The sequence below is a fragment of the Bordetella sp. H567 genome, assembly GCF_001704295.1.
GTDB lineage: Bacteria > Pseudomonadota > Gammaproteobacteria > Burkholderiales > Burkholderiaceae_B > Bordetella_C.
In genome coordinates this window covers 3,842,515-3,860,270 of the sequence record NZ_CP012334.1, presented here as the reverse complement: position 1 = coordinate 3,860,270, position 17,756 = coordinate 3,842,515, and the positions used below count along the sequence as shown (strand labels likewise).

Below are 17,756 nucleotides of genomic sequence, written 5' to 3'. Positions count from 1 at the left end.
AGGTATACGGTGCGCGTTTCGTCGGTGCCAGGATGCTCTGTGCATGCCGCCGATTATAGAAATATCGGTAAGCAGGCGGCGACGCGGATTCTATCCATGACGTCCGGTGTGTTGCAAGGAAGGAACACGTTTTCAGCTTCGCGCCGAAATCGGGGTCCCGGCCTGCTGGTTCCGCCGCGGCTGTGAATACGTTTTCCATGAAGAAACCCGTTTTAGACTTCGTCCCGGACGCAGCTGCCCTGCCAGGTGACTGGCACGCCGACATGGTCGCCCAGCTGGGTGAGGGCGAGATATTGCTCGCCTGGTTGGCGCTAGACCTCGATGCGGCACTGAAGTTCCGCAACGGCCTGGTTTTCGTGACCGACCGGGCGATCGTCGCCCGCGAGCCGGGCGACGACCAATGGCGCCGCTGGCCTTACGAAGCGAGTGAAAGCGTAACGGTTTCCGACCACGCCGGCGCCGGGGCGCTGGAATTGCATGGGCCCGAGGCGCGATTGGCCGTATGGCGCTACACGCTGGGGCGGAATCCGGCCGCGCTGCGGCTGCGCGACGCCTATATGCGCCAGCGCGACGCCCTGCGCGGCCTGTCCAGCCCGGGCGCATCCTCGGACCGCCAGTGCGCCACCTGTCTTGAGCCGCTTACCGCAGAGCAGGACGTCTGCCCCGCCTGCAATCCGCCGACGCCCGAACCGCCCGCCACCTGGGCCTTGCTGCGCCTGTGGCGCTTCGCCGTTCCCTACCAGCTGCCGCTGATCATCGGCTTCGTGCTGACCCTGCTGGCGACCGCCGCGACGCTGGTCGCGCCGTACCTGACCATGCCCTTGATGGACGAGGTGCTGATTCCCTTCCAGAACGGCGCGCCCATCGACCATGGCCGCGTGGTGATGTACCTGTCGGGCCTGTTCGCCTCGGCGCTGCTGGCCTGGGGCCTAGGTTGGGGCCGCACGTATATCCTGGCGTGGGTCAGCGAACGCATCGGCGCGGACCTGCGCACGACCACCTACGAGCACATGCATCACCTGTCGCTGGCCTATTTCGGCGGCAAGCGCACGGGAGACCTGATCGCGCGCATCGGCAGCGAGACCGACCGCATCTGCATCTTCCTGTCGCTGCACCTGCTGGACTTCGCGACCGACGTGCTGATGATCGTGATGACGGCGGCGATCCTGATTTCCATCAATCCCTGGCTGGCGCTGGTGACGCTGGTGCCCCTGCCGTTCATCGGCTGGATGATCCACGCGGTGCGCGACCACCTGCGCCATGGCTTCGAGAAAGTGGACCGGGTGTGGTCGGAAATCACCAACGTGCTCGCCGACACGATCCCCGGCATACGCGTGGTCAAGGCCTTCGCCCAGGAAAAGCGCGAAGTGCGCCGCTTCCGCGAGGCCAACCAGCGCAACCTGGACGTCAACGATCGGGTCAATACCATCTGGGCGCTGTTTTCGCCGACCGTGACGCTGCTGACCGAGATCGGCCTGCTGGTGGTGTGGATCTACGGTATCTGGCAGGTGTCGCGGCACGAGATCACGGTGGGCGTGCTGGCGGCCTTCCTGGCCTATATCGGCCGCTTCTATACGCGCCTGGATTCGATGAGCCGCATCGTGTCGGTGACGCAGAAGGCGGCGGCGGGCGCCAAGCGCATCTTCGATATCCTGGACCATGTGTCCAGCGTGCCGGAACCGCGCAACCCGGTGCCGGTGGGTCGCCTGCGCGGCCGCATCGAACTGCGCGACGTGGGATTCCGCTATGGCAACCGGTCGGTCATGCACGGGCTGGACCTGTCCATCGAGCCCGGCACGATGGTGGGGCTGGTGGGCCACAGCGGTTCGGGCAAGAGCACGCTGATCAACCTGATCTGCCGCTTCTACGACGTGACCGAGGGTGCCATCCTGGTGGACGGCATCGACATCCGCACCATGAGCATCGCGCAGTACCGGCGCAACATCGGCCTGGTGCTGCAGGAGCCTTTCCTGTTCTTCGGCACGATCGCCGAGAACATCGCCTATGGCAAGCCCGAGGCGACGCGCGAGGAGATCGTCGCGGCGGCGCGGGCAGCGCACGCGCACGAGTTCATCCTGCGGCTGCCGCACGGCTACGATTCGCTGGTCGGCGAACGCGGGCAGGCCTTGTCCGGCGGCGAGCGCCAGCGCATTTCCATCGCGCGGGCGCTACTGATCGACCCGCGCATCCTGATCCTGGACGAGGCCACCTCGTCGGTGGATACCGCCACCGAAAAGGAAATCCAGAAAGCCCTGGACAATCTGGTGCGCGGCCGCACGACCATCGCCATCGCGCACCGGCTAAGCACGCTGCGCAAGGCGGACCGGCTGGTGGTCCTGGATCGCGGCCGCATCGTCGAGCAAGGCAATCACGAGCAGCTGATGGCGGCGGGCGGCGCGTATCACGCGCTTTACCAGGCGCAGGCCCGGCAGGCCGAGGCCGACGCGGAAGCACGTTCCAGCGAGGAGGATGACGATGACGACCTCGTCGCCGAAACCTGATTTCGCCCTGCAGCGCAACGCCCACGGCAGGCTGGTGTACCTGGGGCCGGACGGCGCGAGCGTCGACGGCGTCGTGCCGGTGCGTGCCTTTCCGATATCGGCGCCGGACGGCGGCTGTTCCCTGGTGGACCCGTCCGGCCACGAGGTGGCCTGGATCGACCGGGTGGACGACCTGCCGCCGTCCATGCGCACGCTGGTGCAGGAAGCGCTGAGCGCGCGCGAATTCATGCCACGCATCCAGCGCATCGTTGCCGTGTCCGGCTATGCGACGCCCTGCACCTGGAATGTCCAGACCGATCGTGGCGCGACGTCCTTCGTGCTGCGTGGCGAGGAAGATATCCGGCGGCTCGGTGGCCAGGCGCTGTTGATCGCCGACAGCCACGGCATCCATTACCTGGTCGGCGACATGCGCGCGCTGGACAAGCACAGCCGCAAGCTGCTGGACCGCTTTTTATAGCCGCATCCGCTACAACGCCGCGTAGCGGCGCGCCGTGGCCAGCGCGCCCTGGCGCCCCAGCGCATCGTACGCACGCCGCACCGCGCCCGCGAAGCGGACGTCCTCGGCCAATGTCGGCGGGAAAATCTCGTGCAGCCCGAGCAAGCCCGCGACCGGATCGTGCGCGCCGGGCGCGGCCAGCGCGCGCAGGCGCGCCGCCATCGGGTCGTTGAGCTCCAGCGCCGCGCCGCCTTCCGACCGGCCCGACAGGAAGCGCATCCAGGCCGCGATGCCCAGCGCCAGCCGGTCCACCGCCTGGCCGTCGCGCAGGCGATCCGAGATCGTGCCCAACAGGCGCGGGGGCAGCTTCTGGCTGCCGTCCATGGCGATCTGGATGCAGCGGTGCTTCAGCGCCGGGTTGGCGAAACGCGCCAGCAGCTCGTCTCGATAGCGGGCCCTGTCGAAACTGGGGGGCACCGTCAGGGTCGGCGCGATGTCGTCCGTCATCATCCGATGCAGCAGCGCCCGCAGGTCGGGCTGGCCGGCGGCGTGGTCGACCGTCTCGATGTCGGCCAGCAGCGCCAGGTAGGCCAAGGTGGAATGGATGCCGTTCAGCATGCGCAGCTTCGCCGTCTCGTAGGGCGTGACATCGTCCACCAGTAGCGCGCCGGCCTGTTCCCAGGCCGGACGTCCGGCGGGGAAGCGGTCTTCGATGACCCATTGCCGGAAGCTTTCCGCCGGTACGGGCCAGGCGTCGACGCAGCCCAGCGCCTCGGCGGCCGCCTGGCGGTCGGCATCCGTCGTGGCGGGCACGATGCGGTCCACCATGGTCGAGGGGAAGGCCACGGCGCGCGCGATCCAGTCCGCCAGCTCCGGGTCCAGCACCCGTGCGTAGTCGACCACCACGCGGCGCAGGGCCGCGCCGTTGTGCGCCAGGTTGTCGCAGGACAGTACCGTGAAGGGGTGCTCGCGCCGCGCCCGCAGGGCCGCCGCCAGGTAGCCCGGCACGCTTTGCGGATGCGCCGGGTCCGCCAGGTCATGGACGATCAGGGGATGGCCCAGGTCCAGTCCGCCCGTCCGGGGATCCAGGCAATAGCCTTTTTCCGTCACCGTCAGCGTCACGATACGCACGCCGGGATCGCGCAAGGCGGCCAGCACCGCGTCCGTGTCTTCCGTTGCCACCAGGATACGCCGCAGCGCGCGCACGACGCGCACCCGCTGGCCGCTCGCGTCGCGCACCAGCACGCTGTACAGGCAGTCCTGCGGCGCCAGCGCGTCGCGCGTATCGGGCCGGCGCAGGGATACGCCGCAGATGCCCCAGTCGCCGCCGGCGGCCAGCATGGCGTCCTCGGTGTACATCGCCTGGTGTGCACGATGGAAATTGCCCAGGCCCAGGTGGACGATGCCCACGCGCGGCTGCGTCCAGGGCAGGGCAGGCAGGTAGGCGCCCAGGCTGGGCAGGCGGTCCGGTGCCAGACGGGGAAGGGCGGCGTTCATGTCGAGTTTCATATCTGGTATGGTAGTATCCAAGGTCAAGTCGATCAAGCCGGAACCGCCATGAAAATTACCCATGCCGAGGTCATCGTCACCTGTCCCGGCCGCAACTTCGTCACCTTGAAGCTGGTCACGGACCAGGGCGTGCATGGCGTGGGCGACGCCACGCTGAACGGCCGCGAGCTTGCCGTGGCGTCCTACCTGAAGGACCACGTCTGCCCTGTGTTGATCGGTCGCGATCCGCGCAATATCGAAGATACCTGGCAATACCTGTACAAGGGCGCCTACTGGCGCCGCGGGCCGGTCACCATGTCGGCGATTGCCGCGGTCGATATGGCGCTATGGGATATCAAGGCGAAGATGGCCGGCATGCCCCTGTACCAGCTGCTGGGCGGGGCATCGCGCGAGCGCGTGATGGTGTACGGCCATGCGACCGGCCGCGATCTGGAAGAAGCGCTGGACAAGTACGCCGAGCACGTGGACCAGGGCTACCAGGCCATACGGATCCAGTGCGGCGTGCCGGGCATGAAATCCGTCTACGGGGTCACCAAGCACGGCGGCGCCTACGAGCCCGCCACCAAGGGCTGGCCCGAGGAACAGTCCTGGTCCAGCGAAAAATACCTGGATTTCATTCCCCGGCTGTTCGAGGCGGTGCGCGACCGTTTCGGCTTCGATACCCACCTGCTGCACGATGTGCACCACCGCCTGACGCCGATCGAGGCCGCCCGGCTGGGGAAATCGGTGGAACCCTATCGCCTGTTCTGGATGGAAGACCCCACGCCGGCCGAGAACCAGGAGGCCTTCCGCCTGATTCGCCGGCATACCGTCACGCCCATCGCGGTCGGCGAGGTGTTCAACAGTATCTGGGACTGCAAGCAGCTGATCGAAGAACAGCTCATCGATTACATCCGCGCGACGCTGACCCACGCGGGCGGCATCACCCACCTGCGCCGCATCGCCGATTTCGCCGCGTTGTACCAGGTCCGCACGGGCTGCCACGGCCCGTCCGACCTGTCTCCGGTCTGCATGGGCGCCGCGCTGCATTTCGACCTGTGGGTGCCCAACTTCGGCGTGCAGGAGTACATGGGCTACCCGCCGGAGGCGCTGGATGTGTTCCCCCATGCCTGGGAATTCAGCAAGGGCGGCATGCATCCCGGCGACGCCCCCGGATTGGGCGTGGACATCGACGAGAAGCTTGCCGCCAGGTACCCGTACGACCCGGCCTATCTGCCGGTGGCCCGCCTGGACGACGGCACCTTGTGGAATTGGTAGACCGGCGCGCGCCTGGATCGTCAGGCGCGGCCGGCGCATAGCCCGATGCGGCCGCCGGCGCGGCCGCACGTGAAAAACAGAAGGAAGTGGAGCAGACATGAGCACCCTTACCAGCGAAGCCCGCGCCGTGGGCCAAGGCGAGCGCCCCGAAGGCATGCTGCGGCGGGCCGCCGTGGCCTCGACCATCGGCACCGCCGCCGAATACTACGATTTCTTCGTCTATGCCACCGCGGCCGTGCTGTTCTTCGGCAAGCTGTTCTTTCCCAGCTCCGATCCCATGGTCGGCACCGTGGCGGCATTCGCCACCTACGCGGTCGGCTTCCTGGCACGGCCCATCGGCGGCATCGTGTTCGGCCACTTCGGCGACAAGCTGGGCCGCAAGAAGGCCCTGGTGGTGACCATCCTGATCGTGGGCCTGGGCACTTTCGTCATCGGCCTGATGCCGACCTATGCGCGCATCGGCTTCTGGGCGCCGCTGGCGCTGGTATTGATCCGCATCCTGCAGGGCTTCGGGGTGGGGGGTGAACAGGCGGGCGCGGTGCTCATGACCGCGGAGTACGCGCCGCGCGCGCGCCGCGGCTTCTACGCCAGCTGGGTGCAACTGGGCGCCCCCGCGGGCTTCCTGATCCCGGCCGGCCTGTTCGCGCTGCTGACGTCCACGCTCAGCGAATCGCAGTTGCTGGACTGGGGCTGGCGCATTCCCTTCCTGTTGAGCCTGGTGCTGGTGATCATCGGCCTGTACGTGCGGCTGCGGATCGACGAATCGCCGGTCTTCGACGAAATCCGCAAGACCAAGGCGGTGGAATCGCGGCCGGTGGCCGAGGTACTGCGCAGCTATCCCGGCATCATCACCAAGGGCGTATTCGCCAAGCTGGTGGAAGCCTGCGCCTTCGCGATGTACAGCACCATCGTGCTGGCCTACGGCAAGGCTAACCACCTGAACGACGCCTGGCTGCTGCAAGGCATCCTGCTGGCCGTGGGGCTGGAGCTGTTCACCATTCCCGTCGCCGGCCTGCTGTCCGACCGTTTCGGCCGCCGTCCCGTCTACATGGCGGGCGCGCTGGTGCAGATCGTCATGGTGGTGCCGTTCTTCCTGATGCTGAACAGCGGCGATCGCCTGTTGACGCACCTGGCCATGATCCTGGTCCTGTCGGTGGGCCATGCGCTGTGCTATGCGCCGCAGGCCTCCATGTTCCCCGAAATGTTCCCCACCCGCGTGCGCTGCAGCGGCATCGCGCTGATCTGGCAGATCGGAGCGCTGATCGGCAGCGGCATACTGGGGCTGGTCGCGGTGAAAATCATCCAGGCCAGCGGTGGCCATTATGGGGGGCTGGCGGCCTATATGCTGGCGCTGGGTATCGCATCGCTGCTGGCGCTGCGCCTGCTGCCCGAGACCGCGCCGGCACGGCGCGGCGGTACCGACCTGAACGATTGGGGCCATCGTTAGAGCCTGTTAACAGGCCCTAGACAGCCTTGCCCCGGCGCCGTGCCGGCGCGGACACGTCCCGGCGATATACTCGGGCCTGGCCGTAAGACGAACGAGGACAAGCCCATGGCGGTGGCGCGCAAGAGAGCGGACGGCGGGGTGGCGGCGCTGCCGCTGCCCCCGGATACGCATGGGCCGGTGAACCAGCGGATATACCGCATGCTGCGCGAGGCCATCGTCAAGGGCATCTTTCCGCCGGGATCGCCGCTCTCTGAAAAGGACCTGTCCGAGCGCCTCGGGGTGTCGCGCCAGCCGGTGCGCGAAGCCTTCATCAAGCTGGGCGAGGCGGGCCTCGTCCAGGTGCGGCCGCAGCGTGGCACCTTCGTGATGAAGATCTCGCCCAAGCGCGTGGAAGACGGCCGCTTCATTCGCGAAGCCGTCGAGGTCGCGGTGGCCGGGCGCGCCGCGCAGCGCGTCACGGCCTTGCAGTTGCGGGCCATGGAGGAATTGCTGGAGCGCCAGCGCCAGGCCGCGCGCGACAACGATACCGCCGCCTTCCTGGACCTGGACGATGCCTTTCACCAGGCGATCGCTGGGGCGGCGGAGTGCCCCGCGGTATGGCAGACGATCGAGAACATCAAGGCCAATATGGACCGGGTGCGCTACCTGAGCCTGGCCGAAGTGTCGCCGCTGGAGATGCTGATCGACCAGCACCAGGCGATCTTCCAGGCGCTGCGCGACGGCGACCCGCAGGCCGCGCAGGCCGCCATGGGCCACCACCTGCGGGAATTGACGATGTCCTTCGAACCCATACGGGCGCGCAGCCCCGACTGGTTCGGTGCCGAGGACGATTGATTCACGCGTCCGAGCGGGCCATCACGCGGTTGCGTCCCTGGCGCTTGGCGTTGTACAGGCCGCGGTCGGCCGCATCGATGATCTGCGTGTAGCGGTCCGGCCGGTCGGGCACCAGGGTGGCGATGCCGACGCTGACGGTCAGCCATTCCGACGTGACCGAATCCCGGTGCGGGATATGCAGGCCTTCGATGGAGCGGCGGATTTTCTCCGCCACCTGGCGCGCGCCGGACAGCGGCGTGCCGGGCAGCACCACGGTGAATTCCTCGCCGCCGAAGCGCGCCGACAGGTCCGTGGAGCGGTCGCAGCAGCTGGCGATGGTGTGCGCCACCTTCTTCAGCACCTCGTCGCCCGCCATGTGGCCATAGGCGTCGTTGTAGCTCTTGAAGTGGTCGACGTCGATCATCAGCATGCTGATCTCGGTTTGCTCGCGCATCGCCCGTTTCCATTCCGCGCTCAGGTAGCTGTCGAAATAGCGCCGGTTGGACAGGCCCGTCAGGCCGTCGGAATTCGTCAGGCGGCGCAGTTCCAGGTTGATTTCCATCAGCTGCTGCTGGCTCTGCCGCAGGGCCTGGTAAGCCTCGTCGCGCTGCTGCATCGCCAGGTAGGAACGCGAGTGGTAGCGGATGCGCGCCACCAGTTCGATGGTGTCCGGCAGCTTGACCAGGTAATCGTTGGCGCCCGCGCTGAAGGCCGCGCTCTTGACCTGCGCGTCTTCCTTGGAAGACAGCACGATGATGGGGATGTCACGCGTCGCGGGATTCGCCCGGTAGGCACGCACCAGCGTCAGGCCGTCGACGCCGGGCAGCACCAGGTCCTGCAGGATGACGGTAGGGCGCGTCTGGGTGGCGACGTTCAGCGCTTCCTGCGCGTCCGGGCAGAAATGGAAATCGATGTTCGGTTCGCCGGCCAGCGCGCGGCGCACGGCTTCGCCCACCATGATCTGGTCGTCCACCAGCAGGACCATCGCGTTTTGGGGTTTATTGTCGAGGCCGGCCACGTAGTCGATGACAGGTTCCATGTTGTGTCCTTTGCTGTCAGGCCGGCTTGCGCGCGAAACGGGCCGAGAGGCTGTCGGCGATCTGGGGCAATGGCGTGATTTCCATGGCGGCCCCGAGTTCCGCCGCGGCCTTGGGCATGCCGTAGACGGCGCTGGTGGCGCGGTCCTGGGCGATGGTGAAAAAGCCGCTGTCGCGCATGGCCTTCAGGCCCAACGCGCCGTCCCTGCCCATGCCGGTCAATAGTACCCCCGCGGCGTCGCCGCGCCAGTGGCGCGCTACGCTGTTGAAGAAGACGTCGATGGACGGGCGGTACAGGCCTTCCACGGGGTGCTTGGTGTAGTTCAAGGTGCCATCGCGCATCAGCACCAGATGGTCGTTGGTACCCGCGAGCAGCACCGTACGGGGCTGCGGCCTGTCGCCCGCCAGCGCCAGGCGCACCGGCATGTCGATCTGTTCGTCCAGCCAGCGCGCCATGTCCTGCGCGAAGGTGGCGTCCACGTGCTGCACGAGCACGATCCCGGCGGGAAAACCGGCGGGCAGCGCCTTCAGCAGCACGGCCAGCGAAGGCGGCCCGCCCGCGCTGGCGCCTATGGCCACCAACTGCCCCTGCCCTGGGGGCGCCGGTTCGGCGGGTATGCGCGTGGCCGGACGCTGGCGATCGTAGGCGCCGATCAGCCATCCCGCGTTGCGGATCTTGCGCAGCAGCGGCGCCGCTGCTGCGCGCGGGTCCTGGTCGGCCAGGGCCGGGATTTCGATCGCGTCCAGGGCGCCATGGCCCATGGCATTGAAGACGCAGGCCGTGTGGCGCTCGACGTCGGTGGCGACGATGATGATGGCGCAGGGCGTATCGGCCATGATGCGGCGCGTCGCTTCGCTGCCGTCCATGACGGGCATCGCCAGCTCCATCAGGACGATGTCGGGCCGCGCCGCCGCGCATCGCTGCACGGCCTCGGCGCCATCGGACGCCACCCAGGCAACCTGCAGGTCGGGGTCGCCGGCCAGCGCCTGCCGGATCACTTCCACCGCCGCCGGTTTGTCGTTGACGATGCCTATTTTCACGTGCCCGCCCGTCCGATGAGATCCTCGACGGCGTCCAGCAGCGCGTCGTCGTGGAAGCTGCTCTTGCCCAGGTAGTAGTCCGCGCCGGCATCCAGTCCGCGCTGGCGGTCTTCCGGGCGGTCCTTGTACGACACGACCATCACGTGCATGGACTGCAGGCGTGGATCCTTGCGGATCAGCGTGACCAGTTCGATGCCGTCCATGCGTGGCATATCGACGTCGGTGACGACCAGGTCGAAGTGCTGCGCCCGTGCCATGTTCCAGCCGTCCATGCCGTCGACCGCCACGGCGACGTCGTAGCCGCGGTTCGACAGCAGTTTGCGTTCCAGCTCGCGTACGGTCAAGGAATCGTCCACCACCAGGATGCGCTTGCGACGCTCCGGCATGCGCGGCGCGGCGTCCGCATCGACGCGCTGCAGCGTCCCGCTGGCGACCTGTTTCTCGATGGTGCGCAGCATGTCCTCCACATCGAGGATAAGCACGGGCGCGCCGTCTTCCATCACCGCGCCCGCCTGGATGTCCTGCAGTTTCCCCAGGCGCGGGTCCAGCGGTTGTACCACCAGGGTCTGTTCCGCCACGAAGCGGTCCACCGCCACGCCATAATGGTGCCCCTGCGTATCGGTCAGCAGGACCACCGACACCACTTCGCCCAGCGGCGGGCGCCGCGTGTACTCCAGGACCTGGCTGGCGCCGACCAGGCCGATTTGGCGGCCGTCGTGCGTGAAATGCTGTCGTCCTTCCAGCTGTTCGACGGCATCGCGCGGCAGCCGCAGCGTGCGGGATACGTGGGCCAGTGGAAAGGCATAGCGTTCATCGGCGATTTCCACGATCAGGCTGCGCACGACCGATAGCGACAGCGGCAGCTCCAGGGTGAAGCGGGCGCCTTCGCCGGGCCGCTGGTGCACGCGGGCGGTTCCGCGCAGGCGGCGCGCCATGTCGTGCACGACGTCCAGGCCCACACCGCGCCCCGATATCTCGGTGACCGCGCTGCGCGTGGTGAAACCAGGCAGGAACAGGAAGGCCAGGGCTTCGCTTTCGCTGAGCGCGTCGACGGTGTGTTGCGTCGCCAGGCCCCGGCGGACGACTTCATCGCGCAGCGCGGCGACGTCGATGCCGGCGCCGTCATCGCTGACTTCCACCAGGAGCATGCCGGCGCTATGGCGCGCCTGCAGGGTGACGGTGCCTTCCTCGGGCTTGCCGGCCGCGCGGCGGCGCGCCGGCGTTTCGATGCCGTGGTCCACGGCGTTGCGCAGCAGATGCGTCAGCGGGGCCTCCAGGCCTTCCAGAATGTCGCGGTCCACCCGGGTGGTGGCGCCGACGATCTCCAGGCGGGCCTGCTTGCCCAGCGTGCGCGCCAGGTCGCGCACCATGCGCGGCAAGCTGGCGAGGGTGTCGCCGAAGGGGCGCATCCGGCATCGAAGCGCCGTGTCGTACAGCCGCTGGCCCAGATCGCCGATGCGCCAGCCGAACTGGTCCGCTTGCGCCATGCGGTCGTCCAGCATCCGCTGGCAGGCGTCCGCCTGTTGGCGCGCCTGCGCCAGCGCGGCGGCGATGTCCTCGTCCACGGCCGTGCCCGCGGTGCGGTGATGCAGCGACTCCAGCAGTTTCGCCAAGCCGTCCTGCATACGCTTGAGCGGCAGCAGGGAAGCCGCGAAGGGCGACAGGCGGTTGGCCTCTACCAGTGTTTCGCTGGACAGCCCCAGCAATTCATCGAGCGTGCGGGCCGTCACGCGCAGCGCGCGTTCGCCGGGGCGTTCCGATGGGGCCGGTGCGGGGGCGGCGGCGTGTGCGGCATCCGGCGGCGCGGGTTCGGTCGCGGCCTCGGAATACATGGTGTCCGCCCGCGAGCCGCCCGACTGCATCAGCGATTCCACGAAGGTGCGCGCGGCCACGAAGTCGGTTTGTCCGTCCTGCGTCGGCATGTTGCGCAGCAGGTCGGTTCCGCGCAGCAGCAGGTCGATGGCGTGGGCGTCCAGGGGCGCATGGCCTTTCTGGGCGTCGACGAGCCGGTCTTCCATGGCATGGGCCACGCGGACCGGGCCGTCCAGCCCGACGATGCGGGCCGCACCCTTGAGCGAATGGGCCGCGCGCATGCAGGCGGCCAGATGCGCCTCGGCCCGCGGATCGCGCTCCAGCGCAAGCAGTCCGGCGTCCAGCACCTGCACCTGGGCGGCCGCTTCCATCTTGTACAGGTCCAGCAGCGAGGCGTCGCGCAAGGGGTTGGGACTCATGCCAGCCTCTCTTCGACGGCCCGCGCGAGCCGCGCGCCGTCAAGCACGCCAACGGCGCGTTCGCGGTAGCGCACCACGCCGCTGGCGTAGCGCGCACCGGCCAGCGTATCCGGCAGCGGGCCTATGGACGAGGCCGCGAAGGGCTGTATGCCCGCGACGTCGTCCACCGGCGCGACCACCGTTCCGGTATGCATGGACAGGACCAGCATGCGCGGCGCCGCTTTGCCGGCGCCGGCTTCGTCTCGCGGCGCGAGATCCAGCAGGGTGGCGAGCGATATGCACGGGATCAGGCGGCCTCGCACATTGCATACGCCGAGCACGATGCCCGAACGCCGCGGCAGGCTATGGACGGGCCGCATCGGCGTGACCTCCGCCAGCGCCGCGACGGGCAGGGCCAGCCATTCGCCGTGCAGCCGGAAGACCAGCAGCGATTTCATGCCGGCCGCCTGCGGGTCCACTCCGTTCAAGTCGGGGCTGTCCGTGGTGCCGGCCGCCGCCGGCATGCTGGGCGCGACGCGGTACAGCAGGTTCTTCGCCGCGGTCGCGTAGACGGGGCATTGCCGGCAATGCACGTATTCGTTCAAGCGCGGACAGGAACGGTCGCCGCGCACCCCGATGCGGTTCCAGCAATCGTCCACGGCGGGCGTGCGGTCATGCATGGCGGTTCTCGCGGCGCGCGGCGCGCGCTCTCAGCTGGCGGGCGGCCGCGATTTGTCCGCGCGTTTCCAGCAGCGATGCCAGATGCAGCAGCGCCTGTCGGTGCCCAGGGTCCAGGTACAAGGTCTTGCGATAGGCGGCTTCGGCCGCGGCGGGCTGGCTGGCGGCGTCGTCCAGCAGGCCGATCAAGTAGTAGGCGTCGGCGGACGCCCCATGCGTTTCGACGTGCGCCGCGGCGGCCGCGCGTGCCTCGTCCAGCCGTCCGGCGTCGGCCAATGCCTGGATAGCCGCCAGGGACGATGGGACGGCGGAATCGCCGCCGTGGCCTGCGGATGGCGATTCTTCGATGGGTGGTGGCGATGCGGCTTTCGGTGCCGATGATATCGCCGGGCCGGAGCGCGACGCGGCGGCCCATCCGGATCGCGCCGCGGCCGATACCGAGGCCAGCCTTGCCGTCCGGCCTGGCGCGGGCTCCGTCCGGCTCCGTGCGTCCCCCTCGGACGGCCACGCGGGCGAACGCGATCGCGGTCCCGCGCCGCGCTCACGCTGCGCGTGCACGGACGCCGTGTCCTCTTGCGCATTGCGGAACGCGAACGCACGCGCCGCGTCGATCTGCTTCATGCCCAGGCGAGTGAGCAGGCTGGCCTCCGCCGGTCCGACGAAGATCACGCCATCGCGCCGGCAGAGCCGGCGCAGCACGCCCACGGCCGCCTCCTGGGTCGCATTGTCGAAATAAATAAGCAGATTGCGGCAGAACACGAAGTCGTAGGCGTCCGCCGGCAAGGGCAGGGCGGGATCCAGCAGGTTGCCGGACTGGAAGCGGACGTGCGCGCGCACCCGCGGGCTCACGGAATACCCCTGGGGCGTCTCCGTGAAATGCCGTGCACGGTAGTCCAGCGTTTCGCCGCGGAAGGCGTTGCGGCCGTAGAGGCCTTGCTCGGCGCGCGCCACCAGGCGATCGCTGATGTCCATGCCCAGGACCGCGAAACGCTCCGGATCGACACCGGCGTCCAGCAAGGCCATCGCGATCGTGTAAGGCTCTTCCCCGCTGGAGCAGGGCAGGCTCAGGATGCGGAGGGCCGCGCCGTGCGAGGCGCGCTGGCGCGCCAGCGCTGCCAGCGTATCCATGGATTCGGCATGCCGGAAGAACGAAGTCTCCGGCACCACCACGGTCTCGATCAGTTCCTGCTGCTCCTGCGGCGAGCCTGCCAGCAGCTGCCAATACGCCGCTTCGTTGCCCCCCGTCGTGGCCTGGGCGCGCTGGCGCACCGCGCGCCGCACGGCCGCCATGCCGATGGATTCGGCATCCAGGCCCATCCAGCGTTTGAGCAGCGCGCTGATGTTGCCCACGATCATGGCGCGGCGGCCTCCTGCGCGGCATCCTGGAACAGCCGCTCGCGCACGTCCGCCGGCAGCAGGTCCCGCAGATGGACCCACTGCACCATGCCATGCGCGTCGGCCCGCACCGGCCCCAGGTAGCGCGCGTCGCGATTATCCAGGCCGTACGGGACGAAGTCGTCCGGATCGTAATGCACGGTCTCCGTGGCGTGTTCCAGCAGCAGCCCCAGAAGATGCGCGGGCGCGTCCGCGGCTGGACGATAGTCCACCACCGCGATGCGCGTGCTGGCACGCGCCGCCGAGGCCTGGCCGAGGGCGAGCGCGCGAACGTCGATCACCGGCACCGGGGTGTCGCCGTACAGCAGGACGCCGGCCACCCACGGCGGGGCGGCGGGCAGGCTTTTCAGCGGCGTGACCGGCAGCATGCGCACGATGGACGACGCGGGCAGCACGTAGCGGTCCCCGGCGATATCGAAGCGCAGGTACAACAGCCGTTTGCGGCCGCCGGGGCCGGCGGGCGCCACTGGGCCGGAACCGCGCGTGCTGGGAGCCATCACATCCTGAACCGCGTCACGCTGCCGCGCAGTTCGCCGGCGACCCCGTTCAGGTCCTCGATGGCGACGCTGGATTGGCGCAGCGATTCCACGGTCTGTTGCGTGGCGTCGGCCAGCTGGCTCAGCGCCTGGTTGATCTGCTCGGCGCCGGTGGCCTGGGCCTGCATGCCTTCATTGACCATCTGCACGCGAGGTGCCAGCGTTTGCACATGCTGGATGATCTGGGCCAGCTGCTCGCCCACCTGCTGCATCTCGGTCATGCCGCGCCGCACTTCCTCCGAGAATTTATCCATGCCCATGACGCCGGCCGCCACGGAAGACTGGATTTCCCGCACGATCTGCTCGATGTCGTAGGTGGCGACTGCCGTCTGGTCCGCCAGGCGGCGGATCTCCGTCGCCACGACCGCGAAGCCGCGGCCGTATTCGCCTGCCTTTTCGGCTTCGATGGCCGCGTTCAGCGACAGCAGGTTGGTCTGGTCCGCGACCTTGTTGATGGTGGTCACCACCTGGTTGATGTTGCCGGCTTTTTCGTTGAGCACGGCCAGTTTCGCATTCACCGAGCCGGCCGCGTCGACGACCGTGCGCATGGTGGTTTCCATGCGGGCCAGGTCGTGATGGCCTTCGTCGGCCAGCGTGGCGGTCTGGTCGGCGGCCCCCGAGACTTCGTTCATGGTGCGCACCAGGTCGCGCGACGTCGCGGCGATCTCGCGCGAGGTGGCACCGATTTCCGTGGTGGTCGCCGCGACTTCCGAGGCCGTCGCCTGTTGTTCCTTGGACGTGGCCGCGATCTGTGTGACCGATGTGGCCACCTGGATGGCGGACCGCTGCGTCTTGCCGACCAGGTCGGCCAACTCGTCGGCCATGCGGTTGAAGCCCGTCTCGACGGCGCCGAACTCGTCTCGCCGGCCCAGGTCCAGGCGGCTGGCCAGGTCGCCCGAGCCCAAGGCGCCCAGGACGGCGACGATGCGCTGCATCGGGCCATTGATGGCCCGCATCAGCAGCATGCCCGCCACCGCGGCCACCAGCAGTGCCAGGATCAGCCCGACGAGCATGACCATTTCGGTGTGCCGCAAGGCTTGCAGGATTTGCGTGGTGGAGGAATCGGCACGGGTACGGTTGTCCACCAGCATCTTGTCCGTCACGGCCAGGCCGGTGTGGAAAACCGGCTGCAGCTGTTCCCGCGACAACAGCCGCGCGCGGGCCGCATCGCCGGTCTGCAGGATGGCCAGCACCCCGTCCTCGGTCTTGCGGTATGTCTCCAGCGTGCGCCTGAATTCGTCGTAGACGGCGCGGTCGTTGTCGACGAAAGGCGTGGCCTCGTAGCCCCGCATAACCGCATCGAGCTGGCCGTGCGTGCGGGCCAGTGTGGCGCGCAGGGCCGCCACGCCGTCGGCGCCGGGCTGTTCCGCCTGGTGCGCGATGCCTTCGCGCAGCATTTCGAAGGCATCGCGCCAGGTGTCCCGCATATCGATGCTGTATCGCAGCCCGGGCAGCGAGTCCTTGCTTAGCCCTTGCGCGTCTTCATCGATCGCCAGCAGCCGCAGGTAGTCCACGACCACCATCAACAGCATCACGGCCAGCACGGCGGCGAAGCTCGCGTATAGACGCCGTTTCAAAGATTGATTCTTCATACGGACTTTTCGGATTTGTTGCGGAGACTTTTGAATTTTGTCGAAAACGACTGACCCGACACAATACGATGCCGCTGTCCCGCATTTCAAGCAAGGATCGCTCCAAGCCGGGTTACAGGCCGGAATTCAGGCTTCGTCGTTGTTTTTGAACGGCGTATGGGCGGCCAGTTCGTCCCGGTACTCGCCCACGGCGGCTCCTTCCTGGTCCAGGAAGTCGGCGATGGCGTCCGCGAAGCGGGCGTCGGCGATCCAGTGCGCCGAGCATGTCGGCACCGGCAGCAGCCCGCGGGCCATCTTGTGTTCGCCCTGGGCGCCGCCCTCGAAGCATTCGATGCCGTTCGCCAGGCAGTATTCGATGCCCTGCACATAGCAGGTCTCGAAATGCAGCCCGGGCACGAAGGCGCGCGCCCCCCAGTGGCGTCCATACAGCACGGCGCCGTCGGTAACGTTCAGGGCCGATGCGATGGGCTCGCCGTCGCGCACCGCCTCGATCAGGACGAAGGCGTCTGGCAGCGCGTGATGCACGCGCCGGAAGAAGTCCAGGCTCAGATACGGCGAAGACCAATGGTTGCGGTAAGTTTCTTCGTAGCAGCCATGGAAAAAGCGCAGGGCGTCGTCGTCGATGTCCGCTCCGCGCCGCCAGCGGAAGGTGACACCCGCCGCGGCGACGCGTTTGCGGTCCTGGCGCAGTTTTTTGCGTTTATCGTGGTTCAGCGACGCCAGGAAGCCCTCGAACCCTGCATAGCCCTGGTTGCGCCAGTGGAACTGCACGCCCTGGCGGACCATGTAGCCGGCCTCGCGCAGCGCGGCCAGGTCTTCTTCGGCGGGAAACAGCACATGCAGCGAAGAAAGCTTCAGCCGCGCCGCCAGTTCGATGGCGCCGTTGGCCAGCCGCACGCGGTCTTCGTGGGCCGCGGCCAGCAGGCGCGGTCCGGTCACCGGAGTAAACGGCACGGCGCACAGCAGCTTGGGGTAGTACCGCAGGCCATGGCGAGCGAAGGCATCGGCCCAGAGCTGGTCGAACACATATTCGCCCCGGGAATGGGACTTGACGTAGAGCGGCATGGCGCCCGCCAGGGCGCCGTCGCGCCACAGGGCCAGATAGAAGGGCGCCCATCCGGTGTCCGACGCCGCGCAGCCGGTCTGGTGCAGTGCGGTCAGGAAGGCATGGCGCAGGAAAGGCTGGCGCCCCGCCAGCGCGTCCCATTGGGCCGGCTCCACATCGCTAAGGGATTCAAGGACTTGCAGGCGTATGTCGGCGGTCATGGCGGTCAGCTTCGATGCCCGTGCAGTATAGGGCAGCA

General features: G+C 68.1%; 14 protein-coding genes. 5 read left to right on the top strand and 9 right to left on the bottom strand.

Translation table 11 applies throughout. The features are described from left to right. Positions 1-197 precede the first annotated feature (197 nt). Positions 198-2,501, top strand: a complete 2,304-nt coding sequence (locus tag AKI39_RS17375; RefSeq protein ID WP_066643233.1) for a cyanophycin metabolism-associated ABC transporter — start codon at positions 198-200, stop codon at positions 2,499-2,501. Next, a complete protein-coding gene (locus AKI39_RS17370; RefSeq protein ID WP_066638758.1) occupies positions 2,476-2,958 on the top strand; it encodes a cyanophycin metabolism-associated DUF1854 family protein in 483 nt (160 codons plus the stop codon). Before AKI39_RS17375 ends, AKI39_RS17370 begins: the two co-directional genes overlap by 26 nt. 9 nt (positions 2,959-2,967) lie before the next feature. Here the strand turns inward: AKI39_RS17370 and AKI39_RS17365 are convergent, their stop codons facing one another. Beyond that, positions 2,968-4,434, bottom strand: coding sequence for a mannitol dehydrogenase family protein (locus tag AKI39_RS17365; protein ID WP_066638755.1), 1,467 nt, complete (start codon positions 4,432-4,434; stop codon positions 2,968-2,970). A 60-nt stretch (positions 4,435-4,494) separates the two neighbouring features. On the opposite strand from AKI39_RS17365, the gene manD reads away from it, so the two are divergent. The 3 genes from manD to AKI39_RS17350 all read left to right on the top strand — a co-directional run bounded on the left by manD (position 4,495) and on the right by AKI39_RS17350 (position 7,984). Continuing rightward, complete coding sequence (gene manD / locus AKI39_RS17360) at positions 4,495-5,703, top strand: D-mannonate dehydratase ManD (protein ID WP_066638752.1); 1,209 nt, start codon at positions 4,495-4,497, stop codon at positions 5,701-5,703. Positions 5,704-5,800: 97 nt separating this feature from the next. Further along, a complete protein-coding gene (locus tag AKI39_RS17355; RefSeq protein WP_066638749.1) occupies positions 5,801-7,150 on the top strand; it encodes an MFS transporter in 1,350 nt (449 codons plus the stop codon). A gap of 105 nt (positions 7,151-7,255) precedes the next feature. Beyond that, positions 7,256-7,984: a GntR family transcriptional regulator gene (locus AKI39_RS17350; protein WP_083228906.1), complete on the top strand. Its 729-nt coding sequence runs from the start codon at positions 7,256-7,258 to the stop codon at positions 7,982-7,984. 1 nt (position 7,985) lies between these two features. On the opposite strand, the gene AKI39_RS17345 is transcribed toward AKI39_RS17350, so the two are convergent. The 8 genes from AKI39_RS17345 to AKI39_RS17310 all read right to left on the bottom strand — a co-directional run bounded on the left by AKI39_RS17345 (position 7,986) and on the right by AKI39_RS17310 (position 17,718). Continuing rightward, positions 7,986-9,002, bottom strand: a complete 1,017-nt coding sequence (locus AKI39_RS17345; RefSeq protein WP_066638746.1) for a response regulator — start codon at positions 9,000-9,002, stop codon at positions 7,986-7,988. 16 nt (positions 9,003-9,018) lie between these two features. Then, positions 9,019-10,041 (bottom strand): chemotaxis response regulator protein-glutamate methylesterase, encoded by a 1,023-nt coding sequence (locus AKI39_RS17340; RefSeq protein ID WP_066638743.1) that lies wholly within the window; start codon positions 10,039-10,041, stop codon positions 9,019-9,021. Next, the gene (locus AKI39_RS17335; protein ID WP_066638741.1) at positions 10,038-12,272 is read right to left on the bottom strand and encodes a hybrid sensor histidine kinase/response regulator; all 2,235 of its coding nucleotides are present in this window, start codon (positions 12,270-12,272) and stop codon (positions 10,038-10,040) included. Before AKI39_RS17335 ends, AKI39_RS17340 begins: the two co-directional genes overlap by 4 nt. Then, on the bottom strand, positions 12,269-12,931 hold the full coding sequence (locus AKI39_RS17330; protein WP_066638739.1) for a chemotaxis protein CheW: 663 nt from the start codon (positions 12,929-12,931) through the stop codon (positions 12,269-12,271). The genes AKI39_RS17335 and AKI39_RS17330 overlap by 4 nt, the downstream gene beginning before the upstream one ends. Then, positions 12,924-14,285 carry a CheR family methyltransferase gene (locus tag AKI39_RS17325; protein ID WP_066638736.1) on the bottom strand — a complete coding sequence of 454 codons (1,362 nt, stop codon included), beginning with the start codon at positions 14,283-14,285 and terminating at the stop codon, positions 12,924-12,926. Before AKI39_RS17325 ends, AKI39_RS17330 begins: the two co-directional genes overlap by 8 nt. Beyond that, a complete protein-coding gene (locus AKI39_RS17320; RefSeq protein WP_066638733.1) occupies positions 14,282-14,821 on the bottom strand; it encodes a chemotaxis protein CheW in 540 nt (179 codons plus the stop codon). Before AKI39_RS17320 ends, AKI39_RS17325 begins: the two co-directional genes overlap by 4 nt. Then, the gene (locus tag AKI39_RS17315; protein ID WP_066638731.1) at positions 14,821-16,452 is read right to left on the bottom strand and encodes a methyl-accepting chemotaxis protein; all 1,632 of its coding nucleotides are present in this window, start codon (positions 16,450-16,452) and stop codon (positions 14,821-14,823) included. Before AKI39_RS17315 ends, AKI39_RS17320 begins: the two co-directional genes overlap by 1 nt. Positions 16,453-16,578: 126 nt before the next feature. Further along, positions 16,579-17,718 (bottom strand): GNAT family N-acetyltransferase, encoded by a 1,140-nt coding sequence (locus tag AKI39_RS17310; protein WP_066638728.1) that lies wholly within the window; start codon positions 17,716-17,718, stop codon positions 16,579-16,581. Positions 17,719-17,756 lie beyond the last annotated feature (38 nt).

Coding starts and splice junctions, on each gene's coding strand:
- AKI39_RS17345 (WP_066638746.1), bottom strand. CDS start 9,002: ATGGAACCTGTCATCGACTACGTGGCCGGCCTCGACAATAAACCCCAA.
- AKI39_RS17330 (WP_066638739.1), bottom strand. CDS start 12,931: ATGCATGACCGCACGCCCGCCGTGGACGATTGCTGGAACCGCATCGGG.
- AKI39_RS17355 (WP_066638749.1), top strand. CDS start 5,801: ATGAGCACCCTTACCAGCGAAGCCCGCGCCGTGGGCCAAGGCGAGCGC.
- AKI39_RS17365 (WP_066638755.1), bottom strand. CDS start 4,434: ATGAACGCCGCCCTTCCCCGTCTGGCACCGGACCGCCTGCCCAGCCTG.
- AKI39_RS17350 (WP_083228906.1), top strand. CDS start 7,256: ATGGCGGTGGCGCGCAAGAGAGCGGACGGCGGGGTGGCGGCGCTGCCG.
- AKI39_RS17315 (WP_066638731.1), bottom strand. CDS start 16,452: ATGAAGAATCAATCTTTGAAACGGCGTCTATACGCGAGCTTCGCCGCC.
- AKI39_RS17370 (WP_066638758.1), top strand. CDS start 2,476: ATGACGACCTCGTCGCCGAAACCTGATTTCGCCCTGCAGCGCAACGCC.
- AKI39_RS17320 (WP_066638733.1), bottom strand. CDS start 14,821: ATGGCTCCCAGCACGCGCGGTTCCGGCCCAGTGGCGCCCGCCGGCCCC.
- AKI39_RS17335 (WP_066638741.1), bottom strand. CDS start 12,272: ATGAGTCCCAACCCCTTGCGCGACGCCTCGCTGCTGGACCTGTACAAG.
- AKI39_RS17325 (WP_066638736.1), bottom strand. CDS start 14,285: ATGATCGTGGGCAACATCAGCGCGCTGCTCAAACGCTGGATGGGCCTG.
- manD (WP_066638752.1), top strand. CDS start 4,495: ATGAAAATTACCCATGCCGAGGTCATCGTCACCTGTCCCGGCCGCAAC.
- AKI39_RS17375 (WP_066643233.1), top strand. CDS start 198: ATGAAGAAACCCGTTTTAGACTTCGTCCCGGACGCAGCTGCCCTGCCA.
- AKI39_RS17310 (WP_066638728.1), bottom strand. CDS start 17,718: ATGACCGCCGACATACGCCTGCAAGTCCTTGAATCCCTTAGCGATGTG.